This window comes from Pseudomonas syringae group sp. J254-4 (genome assembly GCF_032586855.1).
Lineage (GTDB): Bacteria > Pseudomonadota > Gammaproteobacteria > Pseudomonadales > Pseudomonadaceae > Aquipseudomonas > Aquipseudomonas amygdali.
In genome coordinates this window covers 223186-248981 of the sequence record NZ_JAWHOO010000005.1, presented here as the reverse complement: position 1 = coordinate 248981, position 25796 = coordinate 223186, and the positions used below count along the sequence as shown (strand labels likewise).

Here is a 25796-nt window from a genome sequence, read left to right as displayed (position 1 = left end):
TATCGTTCCTCACGCTCCAGCGTGGGAATGCCGTGGGTGACGCTCCGCGTCACAGATCTGCGCCGCGCCGCATACTCGAAAGCGGACGCAGAGCGTCCTGAACGGCGCTACCACGCGGAGCGTGGGAGCGATAAATAGTCAGGAAATACAAGGTCCGCTCCAGCAGTCAATTTCCGCCGACGGCGAAGTTGGGCAGGCTCTGCACCGGCCTGGCGAACTCGTAGGGGATCGATACCAGTTCATGGCCCGAGTTGCGTTGCACGACAAAGTGCAGATGCGGGCCGGTGCTGTTGCCGGTATTACCCGACCGCGCCAGCGCGGTTCCGACGCTGACCCGCTGACCTTCCCTGACACTCACCGAACCGCGCATCAGGTGCAGGTAGACGCCCATCGTGCCGTCTTCGTGCAGAATACGTACGAAGTTGCCTGACGCATTCGACCCCCTGCCTGACTGGCTGTTTTCAATCTTTATCACCGTCCCGCCGCGTGCGGCGATGATCGGTGTGCCTTCGGGCATGGCAATGTCCATCGCATAGCGGCCCTTGGCGCCGTAATGACTGTATTTGCCATTCGGCCCCTGAGTCAGGCGAAACGGACCGCCAATCCACGGCAATGGGTATTTATAGGCCTGCACCGAACCTTTGGGATCGCCCAGGGTTGAAGTCAGCACCGAGGCGTAGTTCATCGGCTTGCTCCCCACTTTGGGGCTCAGCACCACCACACGTTCGTTACTGCGCGCAGGGATCGTGCGGCGTAGCGTTGCTGACGAGCCAGAGACGCCCAGCACGTTGGTCACACTGGAAAGCTTGAGTTCGACCTCGACCGGGGCGTACAGATCGTTGCGCACGTACAGGCTGTGCACGCCCTTTTCACGCCTGACGCTCAAATGCACCTGGCCGTCGATACGCTCGACCATCCGGTCCCGAAACACCATGACCGATGCGCCAGGCGTTGGCCGGTCCGAGAACGACACCACGCCATCGGCATCGGTGAATTTATAGATCGTGACTGCCCCGGCCGACTGCACAGTCAACGTCAGGGTAAACAGGATAAGCAGGCGTGCAAGCATCAGAGACGTTCGGGTTCAAGGGCACTGGGTGCCAAGCCTAGCAGCCTTGCAGACAGAAGAGGACTCGTCGGTATCAATCGGACATGAATAACGCGCCAGAAAAACCACAGACACAGCATGATCAGCGGGGGGATTGCAGCGGGGTGAAGTTATTGGGTAGCTGTCAGGCGCATGCCAACGCGAACGTCGGCATGCCAGTCAGCAGGAAGGCGTGTATCAGGCGCCGGGGACAAAGTGCTTCTGAGCCGTGCCGCGTGCGATCAGGCGCGACAGGTAGTCGAGCTTCTGCGCATCCTGATCGACAAATCGGAAAGTCACTTGCAGCCATTCACTGTCAGGCTTCTGCTCAAACGCGGCGACGGAGTGCAGGTAGCCATTCAGGCGTGCGACCTCGTTGCTCTCGCCTTGCTCAAGGTCCAGTACCGCGCTGTCGAGCACCTGCGGCAGGTTTTCGCTGACGCGTATGACCAGTGTGGCGTCTTTCAGCGTCAAAGCCTTGATCACGCACGGCTGAATGCCGTTGGGCAGGCGCAACTGGCCCTGTCCACGACCGGCAGGCTCCGCCGATTTGGCTGCAACCGGCGGTGCTTTGGCGATACCGGCAGGCGCTGCTGCCTGTGCTGGTGCTGCGCGAACCACTTCGGCCTTGCCGCCGGTCAATGCACTGAGCGAGTCATTGAGCGGCGAGTTCATGCGTGCCGGGGCTGTGGACATAACGGCATCAAGCTTGCCGACCTTCGCCAGCGCCTTCTTGACCTTGGTCAGCAACTGCTCGTTGGTGAACGGTTTGCCGACAAAATCGGTCACGCCAGCCTGAATAGCCTGCACAACGTTTTCCTTGTCACCACGGCTGGTCACCATGATGAACGGCACGGTTCTCAGGTAATTGTCCTGCTCGCGGCACCATGCCAACAGCTCCAGGCCGGACATCTCGGGCATTTCCCAGTCGCACAGAATCAGATCGAACGGCTCTTTGCCCAGCAAAGCCTGAGCCTTGCGACCGTTGACTGCGTCCTCGGTATGAATCCCGGGAAAATAATTGCGCAGCCCTTTCTTGACCAAGTCGCGAATGAAAGTCGCGTCATCCACCACCAATACACTGACCTTACTCATCGACGCTCCTGCGGGCGTGTTCACCTGGAGGCGAACTGCGGTATGCCAACACGCCCTTTGTTTCGGCAAGCATAGCGTTGACCGGTGGCCAACTGCCATATTGATTGACTGCGCCGCGACATTTAATCCGCAGGCGACGGGAATACTCATCTGCACAACGAAAAACGCCCAGCGCATGCTGGGCGTTTTTCTCGCAGGCAATCTTACTTATCGTCAGCGTCGCCCGGAACATTAGCGGTTTCGCTCGATATACCCTGCACTTCTTCCTTCATGCGCTTGAGACCCATGTGCCGCACGTCGGTGCCACGCACCAGATAAATCACCAGCTCGGAAATGTTGCGTGCATGGTCGCCGATACGCTCCAGAGAGCGCAGCACCCAGATGACGTCCAGCACGCGGGAGATCGAGCGTGGATCTTCCATCATGTAGGTCGCCAGCTCGCGCAGGGCGGTTTTGTACTCACGGTCGATGGTCTTGTCGTACTGCGCGACCGACAGGGCCAGCTCGGCGTCGAAGCGCGCGAATGAGTCCAGGGCATCGCGCACCATGTTGCGCACCTGATCACCGATATGACGAACCTCGACGTAACCACGCGGTGCCTCGCCCTCTTCGCAGAGTTTGATGGCACGGCGGGCGATCTTGGTGGCTTCATCACCGATGCGCTCCAGGTCGATCACCGACTTGGAAATGCTGATGATCAGGCGCAGATCGGACGCCGCAGGCTGGCGACGAGCCAGAATGCGCAGGCATTCTTCGTCGATGCTGCGCTCCATCTGATTGATCCGGTCGTCGACCTCGCGAACGCGCTGGGCAAGACCGGAGTCGGCCTCGATCAGTGCCGTGACAGAATCGTTCACCTGCTTCTCGACCAGGCCACCCATTTCGAGCAAATGGCTGCGAACGTCTTCGAGTTCAGCGTTGAACTGTTGGGAAATGTGATGCGTATGGCTGTCTTTGTGGATCATGCTGGGTGTCCTTGGAACGTCCGGTTAATAGCGAAAACGCAGCGGTGGTTCAGGTCTGACGAAGCACGTCCTAGCCGTAACGACCGGTGATGTAGTCTTCTGTCTGTTTTTTTGCCGGGTTGGTGAACAAGGTGTCTGTATCACCGAACTCGACGAGTTTGCCCATGTACATAAACGCGGTGTAATCCGACACCCGAGCCGCCTGCTGCATGTTGTGCGTAACGATCACAATGGTGTATTTCGATTTCAGTTCGTAGATCAGTTCTTCGACTTTAAGGGTCGAAATCGGGTCAAGTGCCGAACAGGGTTCGTCGAGCAGCAGGACTTCCGGCTCCACGGCGATCGTTCGGGCAATAACCAGACGCTGTTGCTGCCCTCCGGACAATCCCAACGCCGACTCATGCAGTCGATCCTTGACCTCATCCCAGAGTGCAGAGGCTTTCAGCGCCCACTCGACAGCTTCATCGAGTACGCGCTTCTTGTTGATACCCTGAATGCGCAGGCCGTAGACCACGTTTTCATAAATCGTCTTGGGGAACGGGTTCGGCTTCTGGAACACCATGCCGACGCGCCGACGCAATTCAGCCACTTCCTCGCCCTTGGTGTAGATGTTGTGACCGTACAGGTTGATCGCGCCCTCGACCCGGCAACCGTCGACCAGATCGTTCATGCGATTGAAACTGCGCAACAGGGTCGACTTGCCACAACCGGATGGACCGATGAACGAGGTCACCTTCTGCTTGGGGATATTCAGGGCAATATCAAACAGCGCCTGCTTGTCGCCATAGAACAGATTCAGACCTGGCACTTCGATAGCCACGGTCTCGTCGGCCAGATCCAGGCTTTGCTTGTGACGCCTCAGGGCCGACATGTTCATGCCATGGGTCGGGCTTTCATGCTGCATGGATTGCTCCTGTGCGAACGATTCGCTTCATTGAACTGCCGCGTTTGCCAAAGGGCGAATTCGGGATCAATTGTCGAGCGCCTTATATTTTTCCCGCAAATGGTTACGGATACTCACCGCCGAGAGATTGAGCAAGGCTATGACCAGCACCAGCAACAGCGCGGTGGCGTAGACCAGCGGGCGTGCCGCTTCGACGTTGGGGCTCTGGAAGCCAACGTCGTAAATGTGGAAACCCAGGTGCATGATCTTCTGATCGAGATGCAGATAAGGATAGTTGCCATCCAGCGGCAGCGACGGGGCCAGTTTGACCACGCCCACCAGCATCAAGGGCGCAACTTCCCCGGCAGCACGCGCCACCGCCAGAATCAGGCCGGTCATCATCGCCGGGCTGGCCATTGGCAATACAATCTTCCACAGCGTCTCGGCCTTGGTCGCGCCCAGCGCCAGCGAACCTTCACGCAGGGTCAGCGGAATACGCGCCAAACCTTCTTCGGTGGCCACGATCACCACCGGCACGGCCAGCAGCGCCAGGGTCAGCGAGGCCCATAACAGGCCTGGCGTACCGAACGTCGGGGCTGGCAGCGCTTCAGGAAAGAACAGCCGGTCTACCGAGCCACCGAGCACATAAACGAAAAACCCGAGGCCGAACACGCCGTAGACAATCGCCGGTACACCGGCCAGGTTGTTCACGGCAATGCGGATCAGCCGGGTAACCGGCCCCTGACGCGCGTACTCGCGCAGGTAAACTGCGGCCAGCACACCGAACGGCGTCACGATCACCGCCATGATCAGGGTCATCATCACCGTGCCGAAGATAGCCGGGAAAATCCCCCCTTCGGTGTTGGCTTCGCGAGGGTCGTCACTGAGAAATTCCCACAGTTTCTGGAAGTAGAAACCCAGCTTGGTAACGGTGCCCATCGCGTTGGGCTGGTAAGCACGCACCACTTTGCCCAGGCTGAGTTCGATTTCTTTGCCATTGCCATCGCGTGCCGTCAGGCTGTCGCGATCAAAAGCCTCATGCAGACCGTCCAGACGCCCCTCGATGACCTTGTAACGCGCGTCCAGCTCGGCACGTTCTGCAGCCATGTCAGCTTGCGCAGCGGCATCGAGCCGGCCATTGAGTTCCAGCTTGCGGGCCTGCAGACGCAGGCGCTCAATACCGTGATTGATGGCCCCGATGTCTTTCTTTTCCAGAATGTAGAGTTCGTCAGCCAGCTTCTCGACGCGCTTGATGCGCTCTTGCAGAATCGGCCAGGCAGCTTCGCCTTGCGCCACTATCCGGCCATTCTCTTTGACGTTGACCAGATAGCCGTAGAAATTGCCCCACTCCCGGCGCTCCAGCGTCATCAGTTCGGCAGGACGGCTCTGGTCGGTCAGCCAGTCGCCCACAACCCAGGTGAAATCGCTGGGGTTGAGGTCACGGTTGCCGACCTTGAACAGCTCACGGGTCATGAACTCCGGCCCTTGGTCAGGCACCGGCAGGCCCGCACTTTTCAGACGCGCGCGGGGGACCTGTTCCTGCTCGACCCGCTCACCGACCAGCACACTCGATTCCTGATTGGGCACCGCATAACGTGCGACCACCAGATCAGCGGGCCAGAAGTGCCCAAGCCCCCGCACGGCGATCACCGCCAGCAGGCCGATGGTCATGATGACAGCGATGGATACGGCACCCGCACTCATCCAGACGCCGGGGGCGCCGCTTTTGAACCAGCTCTTGAGGGAGTTCCGCTTCACCAACGCCTACCTTCCTTACAACGCCGAGTATTGCTTGCGCAGACGCTGACGAATCAACTCCGCGAGGGTGTTCATCACAAAGGTGAACATCAACAGCACCAACGCCGCCAGAAACAACACCCGATAATGGCTACCGCCTACTTCCGACTCTGGCATCTCCACCGCGACATTGGCCGCCAGCGTGCGCATGCCTTCAAATAGATTCATGTCCATGATCGGCGTGTTGCCGGTCGCCATCAGCACAATCATGGTTTCCCCCACCGCCCGACCCATGCCGATCATCAAGGCCGAAAAAATACCCGGGCTGGCGGTCAGAATGACTACTCGCGTCAGGGTCTGCCACGGCGTCGCGCCCAGTGCCAGAGAGCCCAGTGTCAGGCTACGCGGCACGCTGAACACGGCGTCTTCGGCAATCGAGTAGATGTTGGGGATCACCGCGAAACCCATTGCAATGCCGACCACCAACGCGTTGCGCTGATCGTAGGTGATGCCCAGTTGGTCGCGGATCCATGTGCTCATGTCGCCGCCGAAGAACCAGCTCTCCAGGTGCGGACTCATGCTCAGTGAAAACCAGCCCACCAATAGCACAACGGGAATCAGGATCGCGCCTTCCCAGCCATCGGGCACGCGCAGGCGAAGCGAATCAGGCAGACGGGTCCAGAAAAAGCCCGCCAGCAAAATGCCGATCGGCGTGAGCAGCAGCAAACTGAAGATGCCCGGCAAATGACCTTCCAGATAAGGCGCCAGAAACAATCCGGCAAAGAAACCGAGAATCACCGTCGGCATCGCTTCCATCAATTCAATCACCGGCTTGACCTTGCGGCGCATGCCCGGCGCCATGAAGTAGGCGGTGTAGATCGCGGCCGCCACGGCCAGCGGCGCGGCCAGCAACATGGCGTAGAACGCCGCTTTCAGGGTGCCGTAGGTCAAGGGTGCCAGGCTCAGCTTGGGCTCGAAGTCGGAGTTGGACGCCGTGGATTGCCAAACGTACTTGGGCTCGTCGTAATTCTCATACCAGACCTTGCCCCACAGCGAACTCCACGAGACTTCCGGGTGCGGGTTATCCAGCGCCAGCGGCAACAGCTTGCCAGCGCTTTCGATCAAAACCCGGTTGGCGCGCGGTGATAACGCCAGAATGCCGGGACCGTCAGTTACCTTGTCGATCAGCAAGGTTCGGTGCGCGGTGCTGTGGAACACGCCCAGCCTGCCCGAGGCGTCCAGAGCAATGAAGCCCTTGCGCCGCTGCTCAGCCTTGATCTGCTCGATAGGTGCGCTGCCCATTTTGAAGTCGCGGATGCGCATCAGGCGCTGCTCGCCGTCAGTGTCACGGGCCATGAACCACTGGGACATGCTGCCCTTCGAGTTGCCGATGATCAGCGAAATGCCGCCGACCAGCTGGGCACTCGCCGTGATCTCGGCGTTACCGTCTTCCAGCAATTTATAGCGGCCATTGAGGGTTCGGTCGCGCAGGCTGAACACATCCGCCTGCGCGCGACCATTGATGACATACAACCATTGCTGGCGCGGGTCGATGTAAATCGCTTTAACGGCGGCCGACATCTGCGGTAGCTCGATGCGCGTCTGCTCACGCGTCATCTCGCCGGTCATCATGTTTTCTTTCTGCTCGAGCGAGATAACGTGCAACTGAGTGCCGGTAGACCCTGCCAGTTTGAGGCTGTCGCCATCAGCACTGACGGTCACATGCTCGACTGCGCGACCGGCCTCATCCAGCACCAAAGGCGCTTCGCCGTAGGGCCAGGCCACGCTCGGGGTGATGGTTTTCTGATTGTTCGGGTAGGTCGTCAGGTACGAGTGCCTGAACACCAGCACTTGGCCATTGGACAGGCCCAAGGCTATCAATGGCGCGCCGGGCTGATCCTTGCCGATGGAAGCGACAGACACGCCAGCGGGTAGCGGCAAGGCAACCCTATGCAGTTCTGCGCCATCCTTGACGTTGAAAAAGATGACTTCGCCCTTGTCGGAAATGCGCATCCCGATCTGGTTCTGCTCTTCGATTGCGATCATCAACGGCGTGCCCGCATCCTGCATCCAGGCAGTATTCAGCACGGGTTCGGAAGTAAGGCTTGCGCCTTTGAAGAGCGGCGCGACGACATAGGCCAGATAGAAGAAGATCAGTGTGATGGCTGCCAGAACGGCAAGGCCACCAATGGCAACGTACCAGTGAGTGAGGCGATCCTTGAACGCACGGACACGGCGCTTCCTCACCATAGCGGGCGTATTGAAATCAATACGCGCTGGCGGCGAACTCTGGTCCATCGAAGATTTGAACAGCTCATTCATGCGCACACACCGTAGACGCCTTGTATGACAAAAACATTACAGCAAGGTGACGCAGAAAAGCCCGCTGCCCATGAGTCCGGCGGCGGACTGATCAATTTGTGTGCAGGCCAGTCCATTGAGCCTCGCTTGCAAGCTGTACGTGACTACTTTTTTACTGCCAGGCCGCTCGTATCTTGCAGGCCGAGATCGGCAAGTGTCTTTTCCACCACACGAGCAGGCAGCGGAATATAACCGTCTTTCATCACCACTTCCTGGCCCTGTCTGGACAGCACCAGTTTAACGAACTCGGCCTCCAGCGGTGCCAGAGGCTGATTGGGCGCCTTGTTCACATAGACATAGAGAAAGCGCGACAAGGGGTAACTGCCATTCAAAGTGTTGGCTTCGCTGTCTTCGACAAACTCGCCCCCCTCCTTCTTCGCCAGCGGAACGGTCCTGACATTGGATGTCTTGTAGCCGATGCCCGAGTAGCCAATGCCGTTAAGCGAATTGCTGATGGCGCTGACCACCGAGGCGGAACCGGGCTGTTCGTTGACGTTGGCTTTGAAATCGCCTTTGCACAGGGCTTCTTCCTTGAAGTAACCGTAAGTGCCCGACACCGAATTACGACCGAACAACTGAATCGGCTTGCCTGCCAGGTTGCCGCTCACACCGACATCACCCCAGGTTTTCGCATCCGCCCTGGCACCACACAGGCGGGTCGCAGAAAAGATTGCGTCCACTTGCTGCAGGGTCAGGCCCTTGATCGGATTGTCCTTGTGCACGAATACGGCCAATGCATCCACGGCCACCGGAATAGCGGTCGGTTTATAGCCGTGCTTCTGCTCAAAAGCCGATAGTTCGCCGTCTTTCATCCTGCGGCTCATAGGCCCCAGATTGGCCGTGCCTTCGGTCAGCGCAGGTGGCGCTGTGGAAGAGCCAGCCGCTTGAATCTGGATGTTAACGCTCGGGTATTCTTTCTTGTAGGCCTCGGCCCACAGGGTCATGAGATTGGCCAGGGTATCGGAGCCGACACTGGAGAGATTGCCCGACACACCGGAGGTCCTGGTATAGGCCTTGATGGCAGGGTCGACGGCAGCCAGCGTATTGGCTGCCATCACGCTGGCGGCAACCCATGTCAGTGCAGCCATCAAACGCTTGAGTGTCATCCTTGCGCTCCTGGCAGGGTATGTAGGTGTCCACAAGCCTTTTTGGGCCAGTCTTGTGACTACTCTATGAATTGATTATGACAATAAGATGAAAAGGCTATCGCCCTTCGCAGGGAGATAGCCTTTCGCTGTAGCGGATGCCTTGAGCATTTACCAGCGGGTGCTGATCAACGCTTTCTGGTCAGCAAAAACACGCCAATTGCCATACCCAGGCCGCAGAGAATCGCGACATACCAGGCCGGGCCCATCGGGCTGCTCTTGAGCATGAACGTCACAACCATCGGCGTCAGCCCCCCGAAAATGGCGTACGCCAGGTTGTAGGAAAACGACAACCCCGAGAAGCGCACCACAGGCGGGAAAGCCTTGACCATGACGTAAGGAACCGCGCCGATCGTACCGACGAACAGACCGGTCACGGCATACAGCGGGAACAGCACTTCCGGATGGCTGCCGAGGACGTGATAGAACGTCCAGGAACTGGCCAGTAACCCTGCGCTGCCCAACAGAAACACCCAGCCGGCGCCAAAGCGATCCGCCAGGGCACCCGCTGCGATGCAACCCAGGCTGAGAAACACGATAGCCAGGCTGTTGGCCTTCAGCGCCGTAGCCGCCGGAAAGCCATAGATGGTTTGCAGAATGGTCGGCGTCATCAGGATCACGACGATGATGCCGGCCGACAGCAACCAGGTCATCAGCATCGATAGTGCAACGGCACCACGATGATCACGCAGCACCGCCTTGAGCGGCACTTCTTCAGCCAGCGCCTTGCGCAGCTGCAGTTCGGCGAACACCGGCGTTTCGTGCAACAGACGACGCAGATAAACCGACATCAGGCCAAACACGCCACCCAGCAGGAAAGGGATCCGCCAGGCGTAATCCGACACTTCGACCGGGGTATAAATACTGTTGATCGCCGTGGCGACCAGCGAGCCCAGCAGGATGCCCGCTGTCAGGCCCGCGGTCAGGGTGCCGCAGGCATACCCGACACGACGGGCGGGTACATGCTCGGAGACGAATACCCAGGCGCCAGGCACTTCACCGCCGATGGCGGCGCCTTGAATGACGCGCATCAACAGCAGCAGAATCGGCGCCCACATGCCGATCTGCGCGTAGGTCGGCAGCAAGCCCATGATCAGGGTCGGCACCGCCATCATGAAAATGCTCAGCGTGAACATTTTCTTGCGCCCCAGCAGATCGCCGAAGTGCGCCATGATAATGCCGCCCAGTGGCCTCGCCAGATAACCGGCGGCGAAAATGCCGAACGTCTGCATCATGCGCAGCCAGTCAGGCATGTCCACCGGGAAAAACAGCTTGCCGACCACCGCCGCGAAAAACACGAAAATGATGAAGTCGTAGAACTCCAGCGCGCCACCCAGAGCAGACAGCGAAAGGGTTTTGTAATCGCTGCGGGTCAAAGGCCGCGCAGGCTGCGTGGAACTTGAAGGAACAGATGACATGACAAGGCTTCTCTTTACGTGTTCTTTGAAAAGGGGCAAGCGACAGCAACGCTGGCTGCTGCGGGGTGCCGTGCAGAAGCGATTGTCGAGGGCAAAGGCGCAGATAGGCACCAAAATTGCGTGTACAGGCAGTCTTGTCACCTGTAGAGGTCCAGCAAGATAGCAAATTGCTCTCAAAAACACATGTCAAGAACTGCATCATTACAAAATGGAAACCCGACGGTCGTTCTATGACGCAACGCCCGATATACTCGCAAGCCGTCAGCAGCAGTGGGAAGTTGTGCGAAAACGTCTGAATCAGCGGGTTTCGCAGAGTTTCTCTATGGGCCACACCAGCGCTGGACACACAATGTTCATGCGCATGGTTTTGAATGGCGCCTGTTAACCGCGGCATACAATAATGAGAGTCATGGGTCAGAGGCACCCTAGGCATGATCGAGCTCGAACAAGAAGATCCAACTCCGCAAGGCGACCTTGCACTGCAAATTACCGCCCTTCCCCGCGAAACCAATGGCTTTGGCGACATCTTCGGCGGCTGGCTGGTCTCCCAGATGGACCTGGCGGGTACAGCCATGGCCAGTAAAGTGGCTGGCGGCCGTGTAGCGACCGTTGCGATTGATCGCATGGCGTTTCTGGTTCCGGTCGCGGTTGGCGAACAGCTTTCCTTTTATACCCGCACCCTGGAAGTCGGACGCACCTCGATCAAGATGATGGTCGAAGTGTGGAGCGATGACCCGGTCACCAGCGAATGGCGCAAGGTCACTGAGGCCGCATTCGTGTTCGTGGCCATAGATTCCAGCGGGCGGACACGCTCGGTTCCCGCACGACGGTAAATGGTTGCTCAACCCATGGCTGGCTGTCCGGTTAAACTCGCCCTGCATGAAGCGGTCTATTTTCGTCACGGTCATTGAGTGAGAACTTTGCATGCCAACATCCCCGGTTGAACCCAACGTTGAATCTGTCCAGTACGACGAACTGAACTGCTGGCGCATTCGCCACGGCGAAGCAGAGCTGCTGGTTGCCCAGCAGGGCGCACATATCCTCAGCTATCAAGTGGCCGGACAGCAGCCGCTGGTGTGGCTGAATGAAGAAGCCGTTTTCAAGCAAGGCAAACCCATTCGCGCGGGCATGCCCATCTGCTGGCCGTGGTTCGGTAATCTGGAACGCAACCCGCAAAGCGTGCAGGCAATGCGCGACAGCAGCGAACCCGCCAAGGCGCATGGTGAAGTGCGAGCGCTGGATTGGCAGCTGCTGGGGATCGGAGCAGATGGCGATGCACTGCTGGTAGAGTTCGTCCTGCCGGAGGCCGAAGGCCACCTGCCAGGCTGGCCGCACAACGTCGCCCTGAAACTAAGCATTCGTCTGGACCACGCACTGAATGTCAGTCTGGTCAGCTACAACTGTGGCACTGAGCCTGTGGTGATCAGCCAGGCGCTGCATACCTATTTCGCCGTCAGCGATGTTCGTCAGGTCAGCGTCGAAGGGCTCAACGGCCTGCGCTACATCGAAACCCTGGCAAACTGGGAAGAACGCGAGCAGACCGGCGACCTGACGTTCACTGGCGAAACCGACCGTATCTACAAGGACACGCCGGGTGTACTCAGCATCGTTGACCCCCAATGGCAGCGCCGCATCCACATTCGCAGCACCGGCTCGACATCAGCCATCCTGTGGAACCCGTGGATCGAGAAAACCGGCAAATTCACCGACATGGCAGCAGATGGCTGGCAGCGCATGGTCTGTGTCGAAACGGCCAACGTACTGGACGACGTGGTGACGCTGGCCCCCGACCAGATGCATGTTCTGGGTGTGAGTATCTGGAGCGAGGCGCTCTGATCGAAATTTGATCAGAGATATACCATCAAAGGTCCGATTCAACCACCACGCGGACCTTTGACGCATCCATCGCATACGCTGCATCAGCCAGATCGTTACTGACCTTCTCGATTTTCAGGGTGCCTTCTACCCACAGTGGTGTGTAGATATCATCCAGTTTCAAGCCTTTGGGGTAACGCACCAGCACCAACTGGTTAGGCGGTGGTGGCGGAACATGGATGCAGGCGCCTGGATAAGGCACGATGAAGAACAGCGTGCTGTGGCCCTTGGCATCGGTTTCGAGGGGTACAGGGTAACCGCCAAGACGAATGGTCTTGCCGTTCATTGCCGGGACGGTCTTGGTCGAATACATGACCGCTGGCAAACCCTTGCTCTGCTTCAAGCCACCCTTGCTGTCGAACGTGCCCATGGCTTCCGGAGAATTGTGGTCAATCTCGGGCATGACTTCGAGGGCTTTTTGATCGGACTTGGGCATCAGCTCAAGCCAGTCGGTTTCCGGCAACTGGGCGTGTGCAAGCCCGGATAGCAGCAGAAGAGTCATCAACAAGAAGCGGCGCATGATAAAGCTCGGCAAAGGAGGAAGAGTTGCCGCGCATTCTAGCCCTCTGTGCCGCGCAGAACAGAGGGCTGAACATTAAACGTTATTTCTTTTTGATCATGCCGTAGATAACCAGCAGGATGATTGCACCTACCAGCGCGCCGAGGAAACCTGCACCCTCGCCCGCTTGATAGATACCCAGCGCCTGACCACCATAAGTGGCTGCAAGCGAGCCGGCGATACCCAGCACGATGGTCATGATCCAGCCCATGCTGTCGTCGCCCGGCTTCAGGAAGCGAGCCAGCAGACCAACGATCAGGCCGATAAAGATGGTTCCAATGATACCCATGCCATTTCCCTCTGTATTAAGTGAATATGCCTGGGCTAATGAGCAGCCCCGGCCTACTGCTATCTGAGAACAGCGGCAGGGAATGGTTCCGGCGCAATGGACAGTTTGCTTCGAGGTGGAGAATTCTTCATGAATGACGGAGCCTGGCGATAGCGCAGAACGGCTAAACAGGGCTGGCACTCCGATAATTCTCGTTCCCACGCTCCGCGTGGTAATGCATTTCGTGACGCTCTGCGTCACATTGCAGCCATAGCGCATCACTCAATCCAGCCTGACATACAGGCAGCACCGAAGCCTGAGACTCCTTTGCTCTTGATACCGCGCCAAGCTGCAGATTTGTGACGCGGAGCGTCACACAATGCATGCCAACGCGGAGCATTGGCACGATAGTCAGTTGGATTTGTGTATTACGCCGAGCGCAAAGTATTGGCACGACAGCCGCAGGCCTGATCAGCCCTTGATCAGCGCTTCAACCAGCTTCACCTGACGATCCAGCATGGCGCGATCAGCGCTGCGGACCGTAGCGTGCCCTACTTTGCGGCCAGCCTTGAACGCCTTGCCGTAGTGGTGCAGGTGGCAATCTTCGACGGCGATGACCTTGTCCACTGCTGGCACTTCACCGATGAAGTTGAGCATGGCGCTCTCGCCGACCTTGGCTGTGGAGCCCAGCGGCAGACCGGCAACCGCCCGCAGGTGGTTTTCGAACTGGCTGCACTCGGCGCCTTCGGTGGTCCAGTGACCGGAGTTGTGTACCCGCGGTGCAATCTCGTTGGCTTTCAGGCCACCGTCGACCTCAAAGAACTCGAATGCCAGCACGCCTACGTAATCCAGCTGCTTCAGGACGCGACCGGCGTAGTCTTCGGCCAGTGCCTGCAAAGGGTGATCGGTGCTGGCGATGGACAGGCGCAGGATGCCGCTGTCGTGGGTGTTGTGAACCAGCGGGTAGAACCGGGTCTCGCCATCACGCGCGCGAACGGCGATCAGCGACACTTCGCCAGTGAAAGGCACGAAGCCTTCCAGCAGGCAAGGCACGCTGCCCAGCTCGGCGAATGTATCGGTCACATCTGCTGCCGAGCGCAGGACTTTCTGGCCCTTGCCGTCATAACCCAGCGTGCGGGTCTTGAGCACCGCAGGCAGGCCAATGCTGGCCACCGCAGCATCCAGATCGGCCTGCGACTGAATATCGGCGAATGCGGGCGTCGGAATGCCCAGATCCTTGAACATGCTTTTTTCAAACCAGCGGTCACGCGCAATGCGCAACGCCTCGGCGCTCGGATAGACCGGTACGAACTGCGACAGAAACGCCACGGTCTCGGCCGGCACGCTTTCGAACTCGAAAGTCACCAGATCGACTTCATCCGCCAACTGACGCAGATGGTCCAGGTCGCCGTAATCGGCACGCAGATGCTCGCCAAGTGCAGCAGCACAGGCATCCGGCGCGGGATCGAGAAAGGCGAAGTTCATGCCCAGCGGCGTACCTGCCAATGCCAACATGCGGCCGAGCTGGCCGCCACCGATTACACCGATCTTCATGGAAAAACCTCAGGCGTGGCGTGGGTCTGGATTGTCCAGGACGCTGTCTGTCTGCTCAGCGCGGAATTTCTTCAGCGCTGCGTGAAATTGAGGGTGTTTGGCGCCAAGGATACTGGCCGAAAGCAGCGCAGCGTTGATCGCCCCCGCTTTGCCGATGGCCAGGGTCGCTACCGGAATACCGGCAGGCATCTGCACGATCGACAGCAAGGAGTCGACACCCGACAGCATCGACGACTGTACCGGAACGCCCAGCACAGGCAGGTGGGTCTTGGCGGCACACATGCCAGGCAAGTGAGCGGCACCGCCAGCACCGGCGATGATCACTTCAATGCCACGGCCCTCTGCTTCGTCGGCGTACTGGAACAGCAGGTCCGGCGTGCGGTGAGCTGACACCACCTTGACTTCATAAGGGATGCCGAGCTTTTCCAGCATGTCGGCAGTGTGGCTAAGGGTGGACCAATCGGACTTGGAGCCCATGATCACGCCAACCAGTGCGCTCATCGTCGTGCCTCTCATCGGGCGCCCGCAGGCGCGTCTGAAAACAACAAGCCACGCGGGGGAACCGGCGTGGCTTGTTGTACGAATAGTGACCGATTTAGCCGGCCAAAGGCCGCGCAGTATACCGCAAAGCGCCAGGATGACAGCCCCCTGGACGACCAACCGCATGAGGTTTTTACAGGCATGGGCCACCGAGACAGACGACCTCGGAAAAGCCCCTCATTCTTCCTGCACTTTGGTACAGGTCAGGACTACACCAGCAGCTGCCAATCCTGATTTACCCGACGCTGCGATTGTTATTAATTATGGCCATGGCCTGCTTCGGGTCATGACCCCATTCACTACTCATGGACGAGTAAAAACATGTTCAAGACAATCGCAAAATCTCTGTTGCTGATCGCTGCATTCGCACTCTCTCAGGCCGCCTTGGCTGAAGGCGATTCGCAGCGCCCGCTGTTCCTCTTCCTGTTCATACATGACGACGTAAAGGAAACCAGCAACGAGCGCCTTACCGAGGACTACTTTACGTGGCTCATCAAGGACCTCGAAAGCTTTACCGGTCGCCGGGTGCATCTGCAGTTCGTTCGCAACGTTACTGACGTGACCGACGTTGAGTACAAGAACGACAATCTGGACCAGACGTACGCCATCTGGAAGGGCAGACTCAATCAGTATTTGAGCGAGCAAAACCTGCCGAAAAATGGCACGACCAAGTACCTGTTGCTGACGCAAAGCAAACTGAACTCAGGCACGCTTGGCTTTGCTACCCTCAATGGGCATACGGGTATCGCCTCCCTGGCAACGTTCACAGCACCTGCCCATGAGCTGGGTCATATGCTCGGCGGCACTCACGAACTGGCAGAGGTCATTTACAAAGGTGGCTGGTGGTGCGAGACCAATCTGGTAGCAACCCGCCAATCCATACGCGCCAACTGCTACGTCTACAGCGACAAAAACAAGCAAAAAATCGCGGCAAACCTCAGCGAGTTTCCCTGAACAAGTACGGGCCGCTTGCCACGAGCGGCTCGTCTCACGATCACTCTGGTGCAGCCGCACTCTCAAGCTTGCGCCATAACAGACGCACATTGGCCTTGCGTACCAGGGCGCAGCGGTACAGGCGGATCTCCAGCGGCACATGCCACTGCGGCCCGCCGCACACCACCAGTTCACCGCGCGCCAGCTCGGCGCGCACACTCAGTTGCGGCACCCAGGCGATGCCCAACCCCTCCAGCGCCATGCTTTTCAGGCTATCGGCCATCGCCGTCTCGTAAACAGTCGTGAACCGCAGGTTACGCTGACGCAGCAGCAAATTCACCGAGCGCCCGAGAAAGGCCCCGGCGCTGTAGGCAAGTAACGGCACACTGCCCTCGCCTTCCATATCGAATAACGGCTGCCCATCGGCATCGGCGGCGCAGACCGGCAACATCTCGGTATGGCCCAGATGCAGCGAGGGGAAGATTTCAGCGTCCATTTGCAGCGCGGCGTCAGGATCGTAGAACGCCAGCATCAGGTCACAGCCCCCTTCACGCAACGCATGTACGGCATCGCCAACGTTTGTGGCCACCAGCCGGGTGGCAATGTTCAGCCCTTCATTACGTAACTGGGCGATCCAGCGCGGAAAGAACCCCAACGCCAGGGAGTGTGCCGCGGCAACCTGCATCACCTCGCCCTGCCCACCTTCCAGATGATGCAGATGGCGCACGACTTCGCCCAGTTGTTCGACCACCGTACGCGCGGTAACCAGAAACAGTTGCCCGGCAGCGGTCAGTTCGATGGGCGTGCGCGAGCGATTGACCAGCGTCAGCCCCAAGGCCGACTCAAGACTGCGGATACGCCGACTGAACGCTGGCTGAGTCACGAAACGACGCTCGGCCGCCTGGGAAAAGCTGCGGGTGGCCGCCAGGGCGCTGAAATCCTCCAGCCATTTGCTTTCCAGATTCATCAGGTCCTCCCGGACAATGGATGACTGCTTCGACAGGCAACTGCGCATGCCCTGCACGCAACCGGTTTGAAGCGACCCCGGTGGGACGCCCGGCAACGCGCTGCGGATACATGACCAGACGGCTCTGACAAGGCGGCCGGAGCAGCGTCCGGGTGCGACATTTTGCCCCCTTTACGCACTGAACGGAATCCGGGTCACAGCCTGATTATGCCGTTATTGCATAGGCCAGCGTTTAACAGCATTGGTCAAGACGGGGCGGCAAGCCCAATATTCGCGGCGTTCCGGCATTGTCCGTGCCTTTTTGAGACTTCTTTTATCATGTCCTCGCCTGCATCATCGCGCATCGAAAAAGACCTGCTTGGTGTTCTCGAAGTACCTGCCAACGCGTATTACGGCATCCAGACCCTGCGAGCGGTGAACAACTTTCACCTCTCCGGCGTGCCGCTTTCGCACTACCCTAAACTGGTTGTGGCCCTGGCCATGGTCAAACAGGCGGCAGCTGATGCAAACCACCAGCTCGGACACCTCAACGATACCAAGCATGCGGCCATCAGCGAGGCCTGCGCCCGTCTGATCCGTGGCGACTTCCACGATCAGTTCGTGGTCGACATGATTCAGGGCGGCGCCGGCACGTCCACCAACATGAATGCCAACGAAGTCATCGCCAACATCGCCCTGGAAACCATGGGCTTCGAGAAAGGCGAATACAAGCACCTGCACCCCAACAACGATGTAAACATGGCGCAGTCGACCAACGACGCCTACCCGACCGCGATCCGCCTGGGTCTGCTGCTGGGCCATGACGCCCTGCTCGCCAGTCTCTCCAGCCTGATCCAGTCGTTCGCCGCCAAGGGCGAAGAATTCAATCATGTGCTGAAGATGGGTCGCACCCAGTTGCAGGACGCCGTGCCAATGACCCTGGGTCAGGAATTCCGCGCCTTTGCCACCACCCTGACTGAAGACCTCAACCGCCTGCGCAGCCTGGCACCCGAGCTGTTGACCGAAGTGAACCTGGGCGGCACCGCCATCGGCACCGGCATCAACGCCGACCCTGGCTATCAAAAGCTTGCCGTCGACCGCCTGGCGCTGATCAGCGGCCAGCCGCTGGTGCCGGCAGCCGATCTGATCGAAGCGACCTCCGACATGGGCGCGTTCGTGCTGTTCTCGGGCATGCTCAAGCGTACTGCGGTCAAGCTGTCGAAGATCTGCAACGACCTGCGCCTGCTATCCAGCGGACCGCGCACCGGGATCAACGAAATCAACCTGCCGGCACGCCAGCCAGGCAGCTCGATCATGCCCGGCAAGGTCAACCCGGTAATCCCGGAAGCGGTCAATCAGGTTGCTTTCGAAATCATCGGCAACGACCTGTCGCTGACCATGGCCGCTGAAGGCGGACAATTGCAGCTCAACGTGATGGAGCCACTGATCGCTTACAAGATCTTCGACTCTATCCGCCTGTTGCAGCGCGCCATGGACATGCTGCGCGAGCACTGCATTGTGGGCATCACGGCCAACGAACAGCGCTGCCGCGAGCTGGTCGAGCATTCGATCGGCCTGGTGACCGCACTGAACCCCTACATCGGTTACGAAAACTCCACCCGTATCGCCCGCATCGCGCTGGAAACCGGCCGCGGCGTGCTGGAACTGGTGCGTGAGGAAGGTCTGCTCGACGATGCAATGCTCGACGACATCCTGCGCCCGGAAAACATGATCGCTCCGCGTCTGGCCCCCTTGAAGGCCTGACAGGAAATGACCTGCGCACCAAGCTCACCAGATTGAGGGCCTAGACACCCCTCAATTTTTTGAGGGTCTGGGAGTGATTCTCCAGACCCTTTTTTTTGCCCGCAGCAAAGGGCTCCGACACTGGACCCAGAGCCTTCGGCACCCCACTTTGGCGGAGTAATCCGTGGAAGTATTCATTCATCGTCGCGAATGAAGAATCAGACGTCCAAGAAAGCGACTACAGACGTAAAAACTTTGCACCGGTATAGTGCGCCCCCTCAAAAGTAGCGAGGAATAACAAAAATGCTGGAAATGATTAACGACTTTCTCTCCGGTAAGGTACTGATCGTACTTATCGTTGGCCTGGGTAGTTACTTCACGATCCGCTCGCGTTTCGTTCAGTTTCGACACTTTTTCCACATGTTCTCGGTTTTTCGCGACAGTCTGCGCAGCAGCGCAGGTCAGTTGAGTTCGTTCCAGGCCCTGATGCTCAGCCTTGCGGGCCGCGTCGGAGCAGGCAACATCGCAGGCGTCGGCATTGCCGTAACGCTGGGCGGTCCGGGCGCCGTATTCTGGATGTGGGTCACCGCACTGGTCGGCATGTCCAGCAGCTTCATCGAGTGTTCACTCGCTCAGCTCTATAAACGCAAGGATTCCGAAGGACAGTTCCGCGGCGGTCCCGCGTTTTACATCCAGCACGGTCTGGGCAAGCGCTGGCTAGGCATGGTCATGGCCGTACTGTTGCTGGTGACCTTCGGTTTTGCCTTCAACGGCCTGCAATCGCACGCCGTGACCGACTCGCTGAAAAGCGCGTTCAACATCGACACCCGTACCACAGGCATCTGTCTGGTCGTGCTGCTGGGTCTGGCCTTCGTCGGCGGCATCAAGCGTATCGCGGCAATTTCCGACCTGCTGGTTCCGGTCAAGACCCTGATCTACATCGCGGTCACCATCTACGTCATCGTTCTGCAGATCGACCACGTTCCCGGCATGCTGATGACCATCGTCAGAAGCGCCTTCGGTCTTGACCCGGTATTCGGCGGCCTGATCGGCAGCGCTATCGTGATGGGCGTCAAGCGTGGCGTGTTCGCCAACGAAGCCGGTCTGGGCAGCGCGCCCAACGTGGCCGCTGTGGCGCATGTAGAGCACCCGGTTGCACAAGGCGTGGTTCAAGCGTTCAGCGTGTTCCTCGACACCTTCGTGATCTGCACCTGCACCGCCTTGCTGATCCTGCTGTCCGGTATCTACGACATCGGTTACGACGGCAACGGCATCGTTCTGGCGCAGAACTCGCTGGCCGCAGTGGTCGGTGACTGGGGCCGAATCTTCATTAGCGTGGCGCTGGCACTGTTCGTCTTCACCTCGATTCTCTACAACTACTACCTGGGTGAAAACAGCCTGCGGTTCCTGTTTGGCGAGAAGATCCAGACCATCATCATCTACCGTATCGCGGTGCTGGTGTTGATCATGTGGGGTGCCGTCGTCGACCTGAAAGATGTATTGGCATTCGCCGACATCACCATGACCATGCTGGCGTTCGTCAACCTGATCGCGCTCGCCATGCTGTTCAAAGTCGTCAAGCGCATTCTGAACGACTACGATTCGCAGCGTCGGGCTGGCATCAAGACGCCGGTGTTCGATTCCAGCCAGTTCCCTGATCTGGACCTGGACCGCAACGCATGGCCAGCCAATCCGACCCGTCAGTCGACACAGGACGCCGAAGCGGCCGCCAAGCCTGTACCCGAAGCACGATAACCAACGCGACCTTACGCCGGAGAACAACCATGACTGATCATGCACATAAACCCGCTCAGAGCGTCATGGTTCTTTACACCGGCGGCACCATTGGCATGCAGGCCAGCGCCAACGGCCTGGCACCCGCCTCGGGTTTCGAGGCGCGGATGGCCGGGCAACTGGCCGAGCACCCGGAACTGCGGGTGCCGCAGTGGCGCTTTCGCGAGATGTCGCCGCTGATCGACAGCGCCAACATGACCCCTTCCTACTGGCTGCGCCTGCGTGAGGCGGTGATCGAGGCGGTGGAGGTCGATGGCTGCGACGCCGTTCTGGTGCTGCATGGCACCGACACCCTGGCATACAGCGCGGCGGCCATGTGCTTCCAGCTGCTGGGTTTCCATGCCCCCGTCGTGTTCACCGGCTCGATGCTGCCCGCTGGCGTGCAGGACAGCGATGCCTGGGAAAACGTCAACGGTGCACTGCTGGCACTGGTTTCGGGTCTGGTGTCAGGCGTTCAGCTGTATTTCCACGGGCAACTGATGACGCCTGTGCGCTGCGCGAAAATTCGCAGCTTCGGTCGTCAACCGTTCGCACCGCTGCAACGTTCGCGTGGCGGTCATGCGGTGGTTTCGCTGCCCGATGCACTGAACTACCGGCAGGCGAAGACGCTGGCAGAGGTCGCCGTATTGCCACTGTTTCCCGGCGTCGGCGCAGCTCAGCTGGACGGTCTGATCAACAGCGGTATTCGGGGTCTGGTGCTTGAGTGCTTCGGCAGCGGCACCGGGCCAAGTGATGATCCGCAGTTTCTGGCCAGCCTGGAAAATGCACGAGCACTGGGTATCTGCGTTGTCGCGATTACCCAATGCCACGAAGGCGGTGTCGAGCTGGATGTCTACGAAGCGGGCAGCCGCCTGCGTGGTGCAGGCGTGCTTTCCGGTGGTGGCATGACCCGCGAGGCAGCGCTTGGCAAACTGCATGCACTGCTGGGTGCAAGCCTGACGACCGAGGAAGTCAGGCGGCTGGTCGAACTGGACCTGTGTGGCGAGCTGCGTTAAGCAGCCGCAACCTCTGCGTTAAGCGAGGCGTTCTGCACACGCGCAACGCCTCACCCTCTTTACGAAGCCTTGCTTTCTTCCTGCGCGCCCCTGAGCATCGAATCCAGATTGCGCTCGATGTTTTCGCACAACGCCGTCATCTGAATCTCATGTTCGCTGGCACGGAACGGGCTCTGCAGGTCGGTGCCGATCTTTTCGATGGCCAACAGCATGAAGCCCACCACGGTTGATGCCAGCGGCGTGAACCAGCCCAGAGTCTCCACCAGGCCAATCGGTACGATCAGGCAGAACAGCGTGATGAACAGGCGCGGAAAGGCCACGTACGGATAAGGCAATGGTGTGTTGGCAATACGCTCCATACCGCCCTGGCAATTGGAGATGTCCACCATGGTCGACTCCAGACGCGCCAGACGAATGCTGTCCAGCCGCCCCGCCTGATACTCCTTGGCCAACAGCGCTGCGGAGGTGTTGAGCAGATCGTTGGGGAAATTGTTGGTGTCGTGACGGCGCTCGAATTCCTCGCGGGGAATCAGCATCTGAATCTCGTCGCCACACTTGGCGCCTTTCAGGTGCGCGGACAGGCACTTCACGTAGGCAACATGGCGACGCAACAGCGTGGCCTTGACCGGGTTGATCCCGTCATCATCCTCGACCAGAGTCAACACCTGCCGAGCGAAGCTGCGCGAACTATTGACCAGCGCGCCCCACAACGTTCGTGCTTCCCACCAGCGGTTGTAGGCGCTGGAATTACGAAAGCTGGTGAGGACCACGAGTGCCGAGCCCAGCAGGGTCAACGGCATGGAAGGCAATGTAATCTTGCGCTCCAGATACAGCATGAAGTCGACCGTGACGATCACATCCCAGATCAACAACCAGAAAAGCGACCAACCCACGTAACCGATGGTCTTGCCGAGAAAACGGATTTTCGAAATGATCGTTTGCTGCAAAAGAACTACCCCACCGAAAAAGAAGCGAATCGCAGGCTGACATCTGCTGCATGGCTTTGAATGCCAAACCGGCAGATGGTTCGCAAACGACCCGCTTTATCTCGGCGTTACAGACTTCCTCAGCAGCCAGTCAGCGCCACTTGCGGGCGTTCGCCAGCGAAGAAAATCGGCCTCAAACGCACGCCGATCACGTTACCGGCGTAGGCTGCAACGAGCCACAGCCAGCCGTGCAGGCTGCCCGAAGCAATACCGCTGAAGTACGCGCCGATGTTGCAGCCGTAGGCCAGACGCGAGCCATAACCCAGCAGCAACCCGCCGATGACCGCAGCAACCAGCGAGCGCGTGGGAATGTCCAGGCTCGGCGCAAAACGGCCAGCCAGCCCTGCCGCCAGCAAGGCACCGAGCATGATGCCGATGTCCATCACACTGGTGACGTCTTCCCACACCGGAGCCGCCAACGCCTTGGCATTCGCCGCGCTCTGCCAGAACACCCAGCTGCCGACGTCCACACCCAGACCACTGGCCACCTTCGCGCCCCACAGCGCGAACGCCGAGGTGATGCCCCAAGGACGCCCTGCCAGCGCCAGTGTTGCGTAATTGAGCAGCGCCAGCGCGACAGCGCCCCAGACCAGAACCCACGGTCCGCGAAGCACCCGGCTCAGCCCACGGTGATCAGTGCTGACCGGTGCTTCAAGCTGTCCATGACGCCGCTTTTCGAGCTTCACGGTTATGAAGGCGATCAAGGCGAACAGAGCAAGATTCACGATCAGCGCAGGCATCACGCCGAAGGTCTTGACCACTGAAACTGCCGGGAACGCAGGCAGCGCAAACCACCAGTCAACGTGATGGGTCGCAATCAACGAACCGAGGATGAAAAACAGCAGCGTCACCAGCATGCGTGCATTGCCGCCACCTGCAGTGAACAACGTACCGGACGCACAGCCACCGCCCAGTTGCATGCCGATACCGAAGATGAACGCACCGACGACGACCGAAATTCCGACCGGCGCGACCAGTCCGGTAACGGGCTGACCGAACAGCGTGCCAGCCCCCAGCGCAGGGAAAAACAGCACCACCGCCACCGCCAGCATGACCATTTGCGCCCGCAAACCCGCACCGCGCCGCTCACGGATAAACACCCGCCACGCCGAGGTGAAGCCGAATGCCGCGTGATACAGCGTCACGCCCAGCGCTGCGCCGACGATCCACAGCATTACCTGACGGGTGCCGACACTGAGCAGCAGAAACTGGGCGCCCATCAGCAGCAGGAACAGCGCGGCCAGCGGCGCGCCGAACTTGCGTCCGGGTGTTGCAGTAAGAGAGTTGTTCATGGGTATCTCAGGACAAGTAACAGAAAGTGCAGATTATACGCCTGCCAGCGGGACTACTCGGACCAGGCCTTGCGCAGCCTGTTCAATGCTTCGGCAATCTCGACCTCGGGCACTGCGGCAAAACCCAGCACCAGCCCGGCGCGGTTATCCACAGGCTCGCTGGACTCGGGCAGCCAGTAATCACTCAAGGCATTCATCTCGACGCCGACGCTGCCAGCCTTGGCAATCAGTGCCTGCTCACGCGCGATACTGTCTACCTTGACCATCACATGCAGCCCTGCAACCACCTTGGGCATTGCAGCGCACCCTGCTATATCGGCAGGCCAGTTATCCAGCAGCGCATTACGACGGCTCAGCGCCGCGCGACGCATACGACGGATGTGTCGTTGAAAGTGCCCCGACGCAATGAATTGCGCCATGACCGCCTGCACGCCAATCTCGGTATGGCGCATGTCTACCGCCTTGCGCTGGCTGAACGGGAGGACAAGTTGCTCAGGCAGAACCAGATACCCGAGGCGCAGCGCCGGAAAGGCGATTTTGCCGAACGTACCGACGTAGAGCACTCGACCGCTCTGGTCGAGCGCAGCCAACGGGGCCAATGGCGAACCGCTGTACCGATACTCACCATCGTAATCGTCCTCGACAATCCAGCTCTGGTGCCTCTCGGCCCAGGCCAGTAATTCCAGGCGCCGTGCCAGGCTCATGACTACGCCGGTCGGGTACTGATGCGAAGGGGTCACGTACGCCAATCTGCAATTGGCCTGCTCAAGATCGGCGCAACGCATGCCCTCGTTATCCACAGGCACGCCGTGCAATCGCGCACCTGCCAGTGCAAACGCATGACCCGCCGCCCGATAGCCTGGATTTTCCACAGCAACGCTATCGCCCGGCGTCAAAAGCAACTGTGCACAAAGGCTGATTGCATGTTGTGCGCCGCTGGTGATCACAATTTGCTCAGCCGTGCAGTGCAGCCCACGCGATGAACGAAGATAAACGGCAATCAACTCACGCAGCCGCGAATCTCCCGCAGCGGTGCCGTAACCCAGCTGAGCAAGGTCCGGCTTGCGCCAAAAGGCCGCATACAGCTTGCCCCACAAGGCAAACGGAAAAAGATCGAAGGCTGGAACGCCTACTCGAAAAGCCCGCGGCCTACCCGTCGGCGGCTCGTGCAAATGATGCTTTTCGAGCAGCACGCGTGTCGGGTTGTGGATAACTTCATCGGAACAATTCGACGGCATTTCCGCCGCAATTGTGGACAAACCTGTGTGTAACCCTGTGGATACACCTGTGGGTAAGTTGGTGGATAGTTTTTTACGGCCAGGCCGTCGAGGCGCGGCGCTTCGTTCAGACAGCTGCGCAACATACGTACCGTCGCCAACACGCCCTTCGATGAAACCCTCGGCATACAGCTGGTCATAGGCCCGCATGACGCTGTTACGGGAGATGCCCAGTAAATGTGCCAAATCGCGGCTGGCTGGCAGACGCATGCCGCCACTCAAGCGCCCATCCAGCACTTGCTGGCGCAAAATCTCGTAGAGCTGCTTGCTCAAGCCGTGATTAGGGTCCAGCTCAATGCCGGTAAGCGTGGGTGGAAACGCGACAGGGGCGATGGGCATTAAT

At 59.1% G+C, this 25796-nt stretch carries 22 protein-coding genes; 6 read left to right on the top strand and 16 right to left on the bottom strand.

The features are described 5' to 3' along the window. Positions 1-166: 166 nt before the first annotated feature. The 8 genes from RYB09_RS09240 to RYB09_RS09205 all read right to left on the bottom strand — a co-directional run bounded on the left by RYB09_RS09240 (position 167) and on the right by RYB09_RS09205 (position 10691). Positions 167-1069 carry a peptidoglycan DD-metalloendopeptidase family protein gene (locus tag RYB09_RS09240; protein ID WP_058407628.1) on the bottom strand — a complete coding sequence of 301 codons (903 nt, stop codon included), beginning with the start codon at positions 1067-1069 and terminating at the stop codon, positions 167-169. Between the two features lie 216 nt (positions 1070-1285). Next, positions 1286-2182 carry a response regulator gene (locus RYB09_RS09235; RefSeq protein WP_058402540.1) on the bottom strand — a complete coding sequence of 299 codons (897 nt, stop codon included), beginning with the start codon at positions 2180-2182 and terminating at the stop codon, positions 1286-1288. A gap of 203 nt (positions 2183-2385) precedes the next feature. Further along, the gene (gene phoU / locus RYB09_RS09230) at positions 2386-3147 is read right to left on the bottom strand and encodes a phosphate signaling complex protein PhoU (protein WP_002555887.1); all 762 of its coding nucleotides are present in this window, start codon (positions 3145-3147) and stop codon (positions 2386-2388) included. A gap of 70 nt (positions 3148-3217) precedes the next feature. Continuing rightward, on the bottom strand, positions 3218-4051 hold the full coding sequence (pstB, locus tag RYB09_RS09225; protein ID WP_316888038.1) for a phosphate ABC transporter ATP-binding protein PstB: 834 nt from the start codon (positions 4049-4051) through the stop codon (positions 3218-3220). 66 nt (positions 4052-4117) lie between these two features. Then, positions 4118-5734, bottom strand: a complete 1617-nt coding sequence (pstA, locus tag RYB09_RS09220; RefSeq protein ID WP_193601024.1) for a phosphate ABC transporter permease PstA — start codon at positions 5732-5734, stop codon at positions 4118-4120. A gap of 69 nt (positions 5735-5803) precedes the next feature. Further along, the gene (locus RYB09_RS09215) at positions 5804-8089 is read right to left on the bottom strand and encodes an ABC transporter permease subunit (RefSeq protein WP_193601223.1); all 2286 of its coding nucleotides are present in this window, start codon (positions 8087-8089) and stop codon (positions 5804-5806) included. A gap of 143 nt (positions 8090-8232) precedes the next feature. Then, positions 8233-9234: a phosphate ABC transporter substrate-binding protein PstS gene (locus tag RYB09_RS09210; protein ID WP_044319654.1), complete on the bottom strand. Its 1002-nt coding sequence runs from the start codon at positions 9232-9234 to the stop codon at positions 8233-8235. 167 nt (positions 9235-9401) lie between these two features. Beyond that, on the bottom strand, positions 9402-10691 hold the full coding sequence (locus RYB09_RS09205; protein ID WP_058402536.1) for an MFS transporter: 1290 nt from the start codon (positions 10689-10691) through the stop codon (positions 9402-9404). Between the two features lie 431 nt (positions 10692-11122). Between RYB09_RS09205 and RYB09_RS09200 the strand changes: the two genes are divergently transcribed. After that, complete coding sequence (locus RYB09_RS09200; RefSeq protein WP_003378389.1) at positions 11123-11524, top strand: acyl-CoA thioesterase; 402 nt, start codon at positions 11123-11125, stop codon at positions 11522-11524. Positions 11525-11615: 91 nt separating this feature from the next. Next, positions 11616-12527, top strand: coding sequence for a D-hexose-6-phosphate mutarotase (locus RYB09_RS09195; RefSeq protein WP_219170643.1), 912 nt, complete (start codon positions 11616-11618; stop codon positions 12525-12527). 25 nt (positions 12528-12552) lie between these two features. Here RYB09_RS09195 and RYB09_RS09190 read toward each other — a convergent pair whose 3' ends face one another. The 4 genes from RYB09_RS09190 to purE all read right to left on the bottom strand — a co-directional run bounded on the left by RYB09_RS09190 (position 12553) and on the right by purE (position 15448). Beyond that, positions 12553-13086 (bottom strand): DUF3299 domain-containing protein, encoded by a 534-nt coding sequence (locus tag RYB09_RS09190; protein ID WP_219170644.1) that lies wholly within the window; start codon positions 13084-13086, stop codon positions 12553-12555. Positions 13087-13168: 82 nt separating this feature from the next. After that, the gene (locus RYB09_RS09185; protein WP_002555896.1) at positions 13169-13414 is read right to left on the bottom strand and encodes a GlsB/YeaQ/YmgE family stress response membrane protein; all 246 of its coding nucleotides are present in this window, start codon (positions 13412-13414) and stop codon (positions 13169-13171) included. Between the two features lie 450 nt (positions 13415-13864). Next, the gene (locus tag RYB09_RS09180) at positions 13865-14947 is read right to left on the bottom strand and encodes a 5-(carboxyamino)imidazole ribonucleotide synthase (protein ID WP_219170645.1); all 1083 of its coding nucleotides are present in this window, start codon (positions 14945-14947) and stop codon (positions 13865-13867) included. A gap of 9 nt (positions 14948-14956) precedes the next feature. Continuing rightward, complete coding sequence (gene purE, locus RYB09_RS09175) at positions 14957-15448, bottom strand: 5-(carboxyamino)imidazole ribonucleotide mutase (RefSeq protein ID WP_002555898.1); 492 nt, start codon at positions 15446-15448, stop codon at positions 14957-14959. 360 nt (positions 15449-15808) lie between these two features. Here purE and RYB09_RS09170 point away from each other — a divergent pair, with 360 nt between their 5' ends. After that, positions 15809-16441, top strand: a complete 633-nt coding sequence (locus RYB09_RS09170) for a hypothetical protein (RefSeq protein WP_219170646.1) — start codon at positions 15809-15811, stop codon at positions 16439-16441. A 40-nt stretch (positions 16442-16481) separates the two neighbouring features. On the opposite strand, the gene RYB09_RS09165 is transcribed toward RYB09_RS09170, so the two are convergent. After that, on the bottom strand, positions 16482-17387 hold the full coding sequence (locus tag RYB09_RS09165; RefSeq protein ID WP_058402533.1) for a LysR substrate-binding domain-containing protein: 906 nt from the start codon (positions 17385-17387) through the stop codon (positions 16482-16484). 318 nt (positions 17388-17705) lie between these two features. On the opposite strand from RYB09_RS09165, the gene aspA reads away from it, so the two are divergent. The 3 genes from aspA (at position 17706) to RYB09_RS09150 (ending at position 21898) form a co-directional block, all read left to right on the top strand. Next, positions 17706-19130 (top strand): aspartate ammonia-lyase, encoded by a 1425-nt coding sequence (gene aspA / locus RYB09_RS09160; RefSeq protein WP_055006646.1) that lies wholly within the window; start codon positions 17706-17708, stop codon positions 19128-19130. Positions 19131-19412: 282 nt separating this feature from the next. Continuing rightward, entirely contained in the window at positions 19413-20864 is a 1452-nt protein-coding gene (locus RYB09_RS09155) for an alanine/glycine:cation symporter family protein (RefSeq protein WP_005744886.1), read from the top strand. A 29-nt stretch (positions 20865-20893) separates the two neighbouring features. Then, positions 20894-21898, top strand: a complete 1005-nt coding sequence (locus RYB09_RS09150; RefSeq protein ID WP_316888028.1) for an asparaginase — start codon at positions 20894-20896, stop codon at positions 21896-21898. A gap of 59 nt (positions 21899-21957) precedes the next feature. Here the strand turns inward: RYB09_RS09150 and RYB09_RS09145 are convergent, their stop codons facing one another. The 3 genes from RYB09_RS09145 to RYB09_RS09135 all read right to left on the bottom strand — a co-directional run bounded on the left by RYB09_RS09145 (position 21958) and on the right by RYB09_RS09135 (position 25792). Next, positions 21958-22845: a bestrophin family protein gene (locus RYB09_RS09145; RefSeq protein WP_002555905.1), complete on the bottom strand. Its 888-nt coding sequence runs from the start codon at positions 22843-22845 to the stop codon at positions 21958-21960. A gap of 119 nt (positions 22846-22964) precedes the next feature. Next, entirely contained in the window at positions 22965-24176 is a 1212-nt protein-coding gene (locus tag RYB09_RS09140; RefSeq protein WP_058402531.1) for a YeeE/YedE family protein, read from the bottom strand. Positions 24177-24229: 53 nt separating this feature from the next. Further along, on the bottom strand, positions 24230-25792 hold the full coding sequence (locus RYB09_RS09135) for a PLP-dependent aminotransferase family protein (protein WP_058402530.1): 1563 nt from the start codon (positions 25790-25792) through the stop codon (positions 24230-24232). Between the last annotated feature and the right edge of the window lie 4 nt (positions 25793-25796).

What these genes read in the sequence shown, in the direction of transcription:
- RYB09_RS09240 (WP_058407628.1), bottom strand. Translation starts at nt 1,069, where the DNA reads ATGCTTGCACGCCTGCTTATCCTGTTTACCCTGACGTTGACTGTGCAG.
- RYB09_RS09235 (WP_058402540.1), bottom strand. Translation starts at nt 2,182, where the DNA reads ATGAGTAAGGTCAGTGTATTGGTGGTGGATGACGCGACTTTCATTCGC.
- phoU (WP_002555887.1), bottom strand. Translation starts at nt 3,147, where the DNA reads ATGATCCACAAAGACAGCCATACGCATCACATTTCCCAACAGTTCAAC.
- pstB (WP_316888038.1), bottom strand. Translation starts at nt 4,051, where the DNA reads ATGCAGCATGAAAGCCCGACCCATGGCATGAACATGTCGGCCCTGAGG.
- pstA (WP_193601024.1), bottom strand. Translation starts at nt 5,734, where the DNA reads ATGAGTGCGGGTGCCGTATCCATCGCTGTCATCATGACCATCGGCCTG.
- RYB09_RS09215 (WP_193601223.1), bottom strand. Translation starts at nt 8,089, where the DNA reads ATGAATGAGCTGTTCAAATCTTCGATGGACCAGAGTTCGCCGCCAGCG.
- RYB09_RS09210 (WP_044319654.1), bottom strand. Translation starts at nt 9,234, where the DNA reads ATGACACTCAAGCGTTTGATGGCTGCACTGACATGGGTTGCCGCCAGC.
- RYB09_RS09205 (WP_058402536.1), bottom strand. Translation starts at nt 10,691, where the DNA reads ATGTCATCTGTTCCTTCAAGTTCCACGCAGCCTGCGCGGCCTTTGACC.
- RYB09_RS09200 (WP_003378389.1), top strand. Translation starts at nt 11,123, where the DNA reads ATGATCGAGCTCGAACAAGAAGATCCAACTCCGCAAGGCGACCTTGCA.
- RYB09_RS09195 (WP_219170643.1), top strand. Translation starts at nt 11,616, where the DNA reads ATGCCAACATCCCCGGTTGAACCCAACGTTGAATCTGTCCAGTACGAC.
- RYB09_RS09190 (WP_219170644.1), bottom strand. Translation starts at nt 13,086, where the DNA reads ATGCGCCGCTTCTTGTTGATGACTCTTCTGCTGCTATCCGGGCTTGCA.
- RYB09_RS09185 (WP_002555896.1), bottom strand. Translation starts at nt 13,414, where the DNA reads ATGGGTATCATTGGAACCATCTTTATCGGCCTGATCGTTGGTCTGCTG.
- RYB09_RS09180 (WP_219170645.1), bottom strand. Translation starts at nt 14,947, where the DNA reads ATGAAGATCGGTGTAATCGGTGGCGGCCAGCTCGGCCGCATGTTGGCA.
- purE (WP_002555898.1), bottom strand. Translation starts at nt 15,448, where the DNA reads ATGAGCGCACTGGTTGGCGTGATCATGGGCTCCAAGTCCGATTGGTCC.
- RYB09_RS09170 (WP_219170646.1), top strand. Translation starts at nt 15,809, where the DNA reads ATGTTCAAGACAATCGCAAAATCTCTGTTGCTGATCGCTGCATTCGCA.
- RYB09_RS09165 (WP_058402533.1), bottom strand. Translation starts at nt 17,387, where the DNA reads ATGAATCTGGAAAGCAAATGGCTGGAGGATTTCAGCGCCCTGGCGGCC.
- aspA (WP_055006646.1), top strand. Translation starts at nt 17,706, where the DNA reads ATGTCCTCGCCTGCATCATCGCGCATCGAAAAAGACCTGCTTGGTGTT.
- RYB09_RS09155 (WP_005744886.1), top strand. Translation starts at nt 19,413, where the DNA reads ATGCTGGAAATGATTAACGACTTTCTCTCCGGTAAGGTACTGATCGTA.
- RYB09_RS09150 (WP_316888028.1), top strand. Translation starts at nt 20,894, where the DNA reads ATGACTGATCATGCACATAAACCCGCTCAGAGCGTCATGGTTCTTTAC.
- RYB09_RS09140 (WP_058402531.1), bottom strand. Translation starts at nt 24,176, where the DNA reads ATGAACAACTCTCTTACTGCAACACCCGGACGCAAGTTCGGCGCGCCG.
- RYB09_RS09135 (WP_058402530.1), bottom strand. Translation starts at nt 25,792, where the DNA reads ATGCCCATCGCCCCTGTCGCGTTTCCACCCACGCTTACCGGCATTGAG.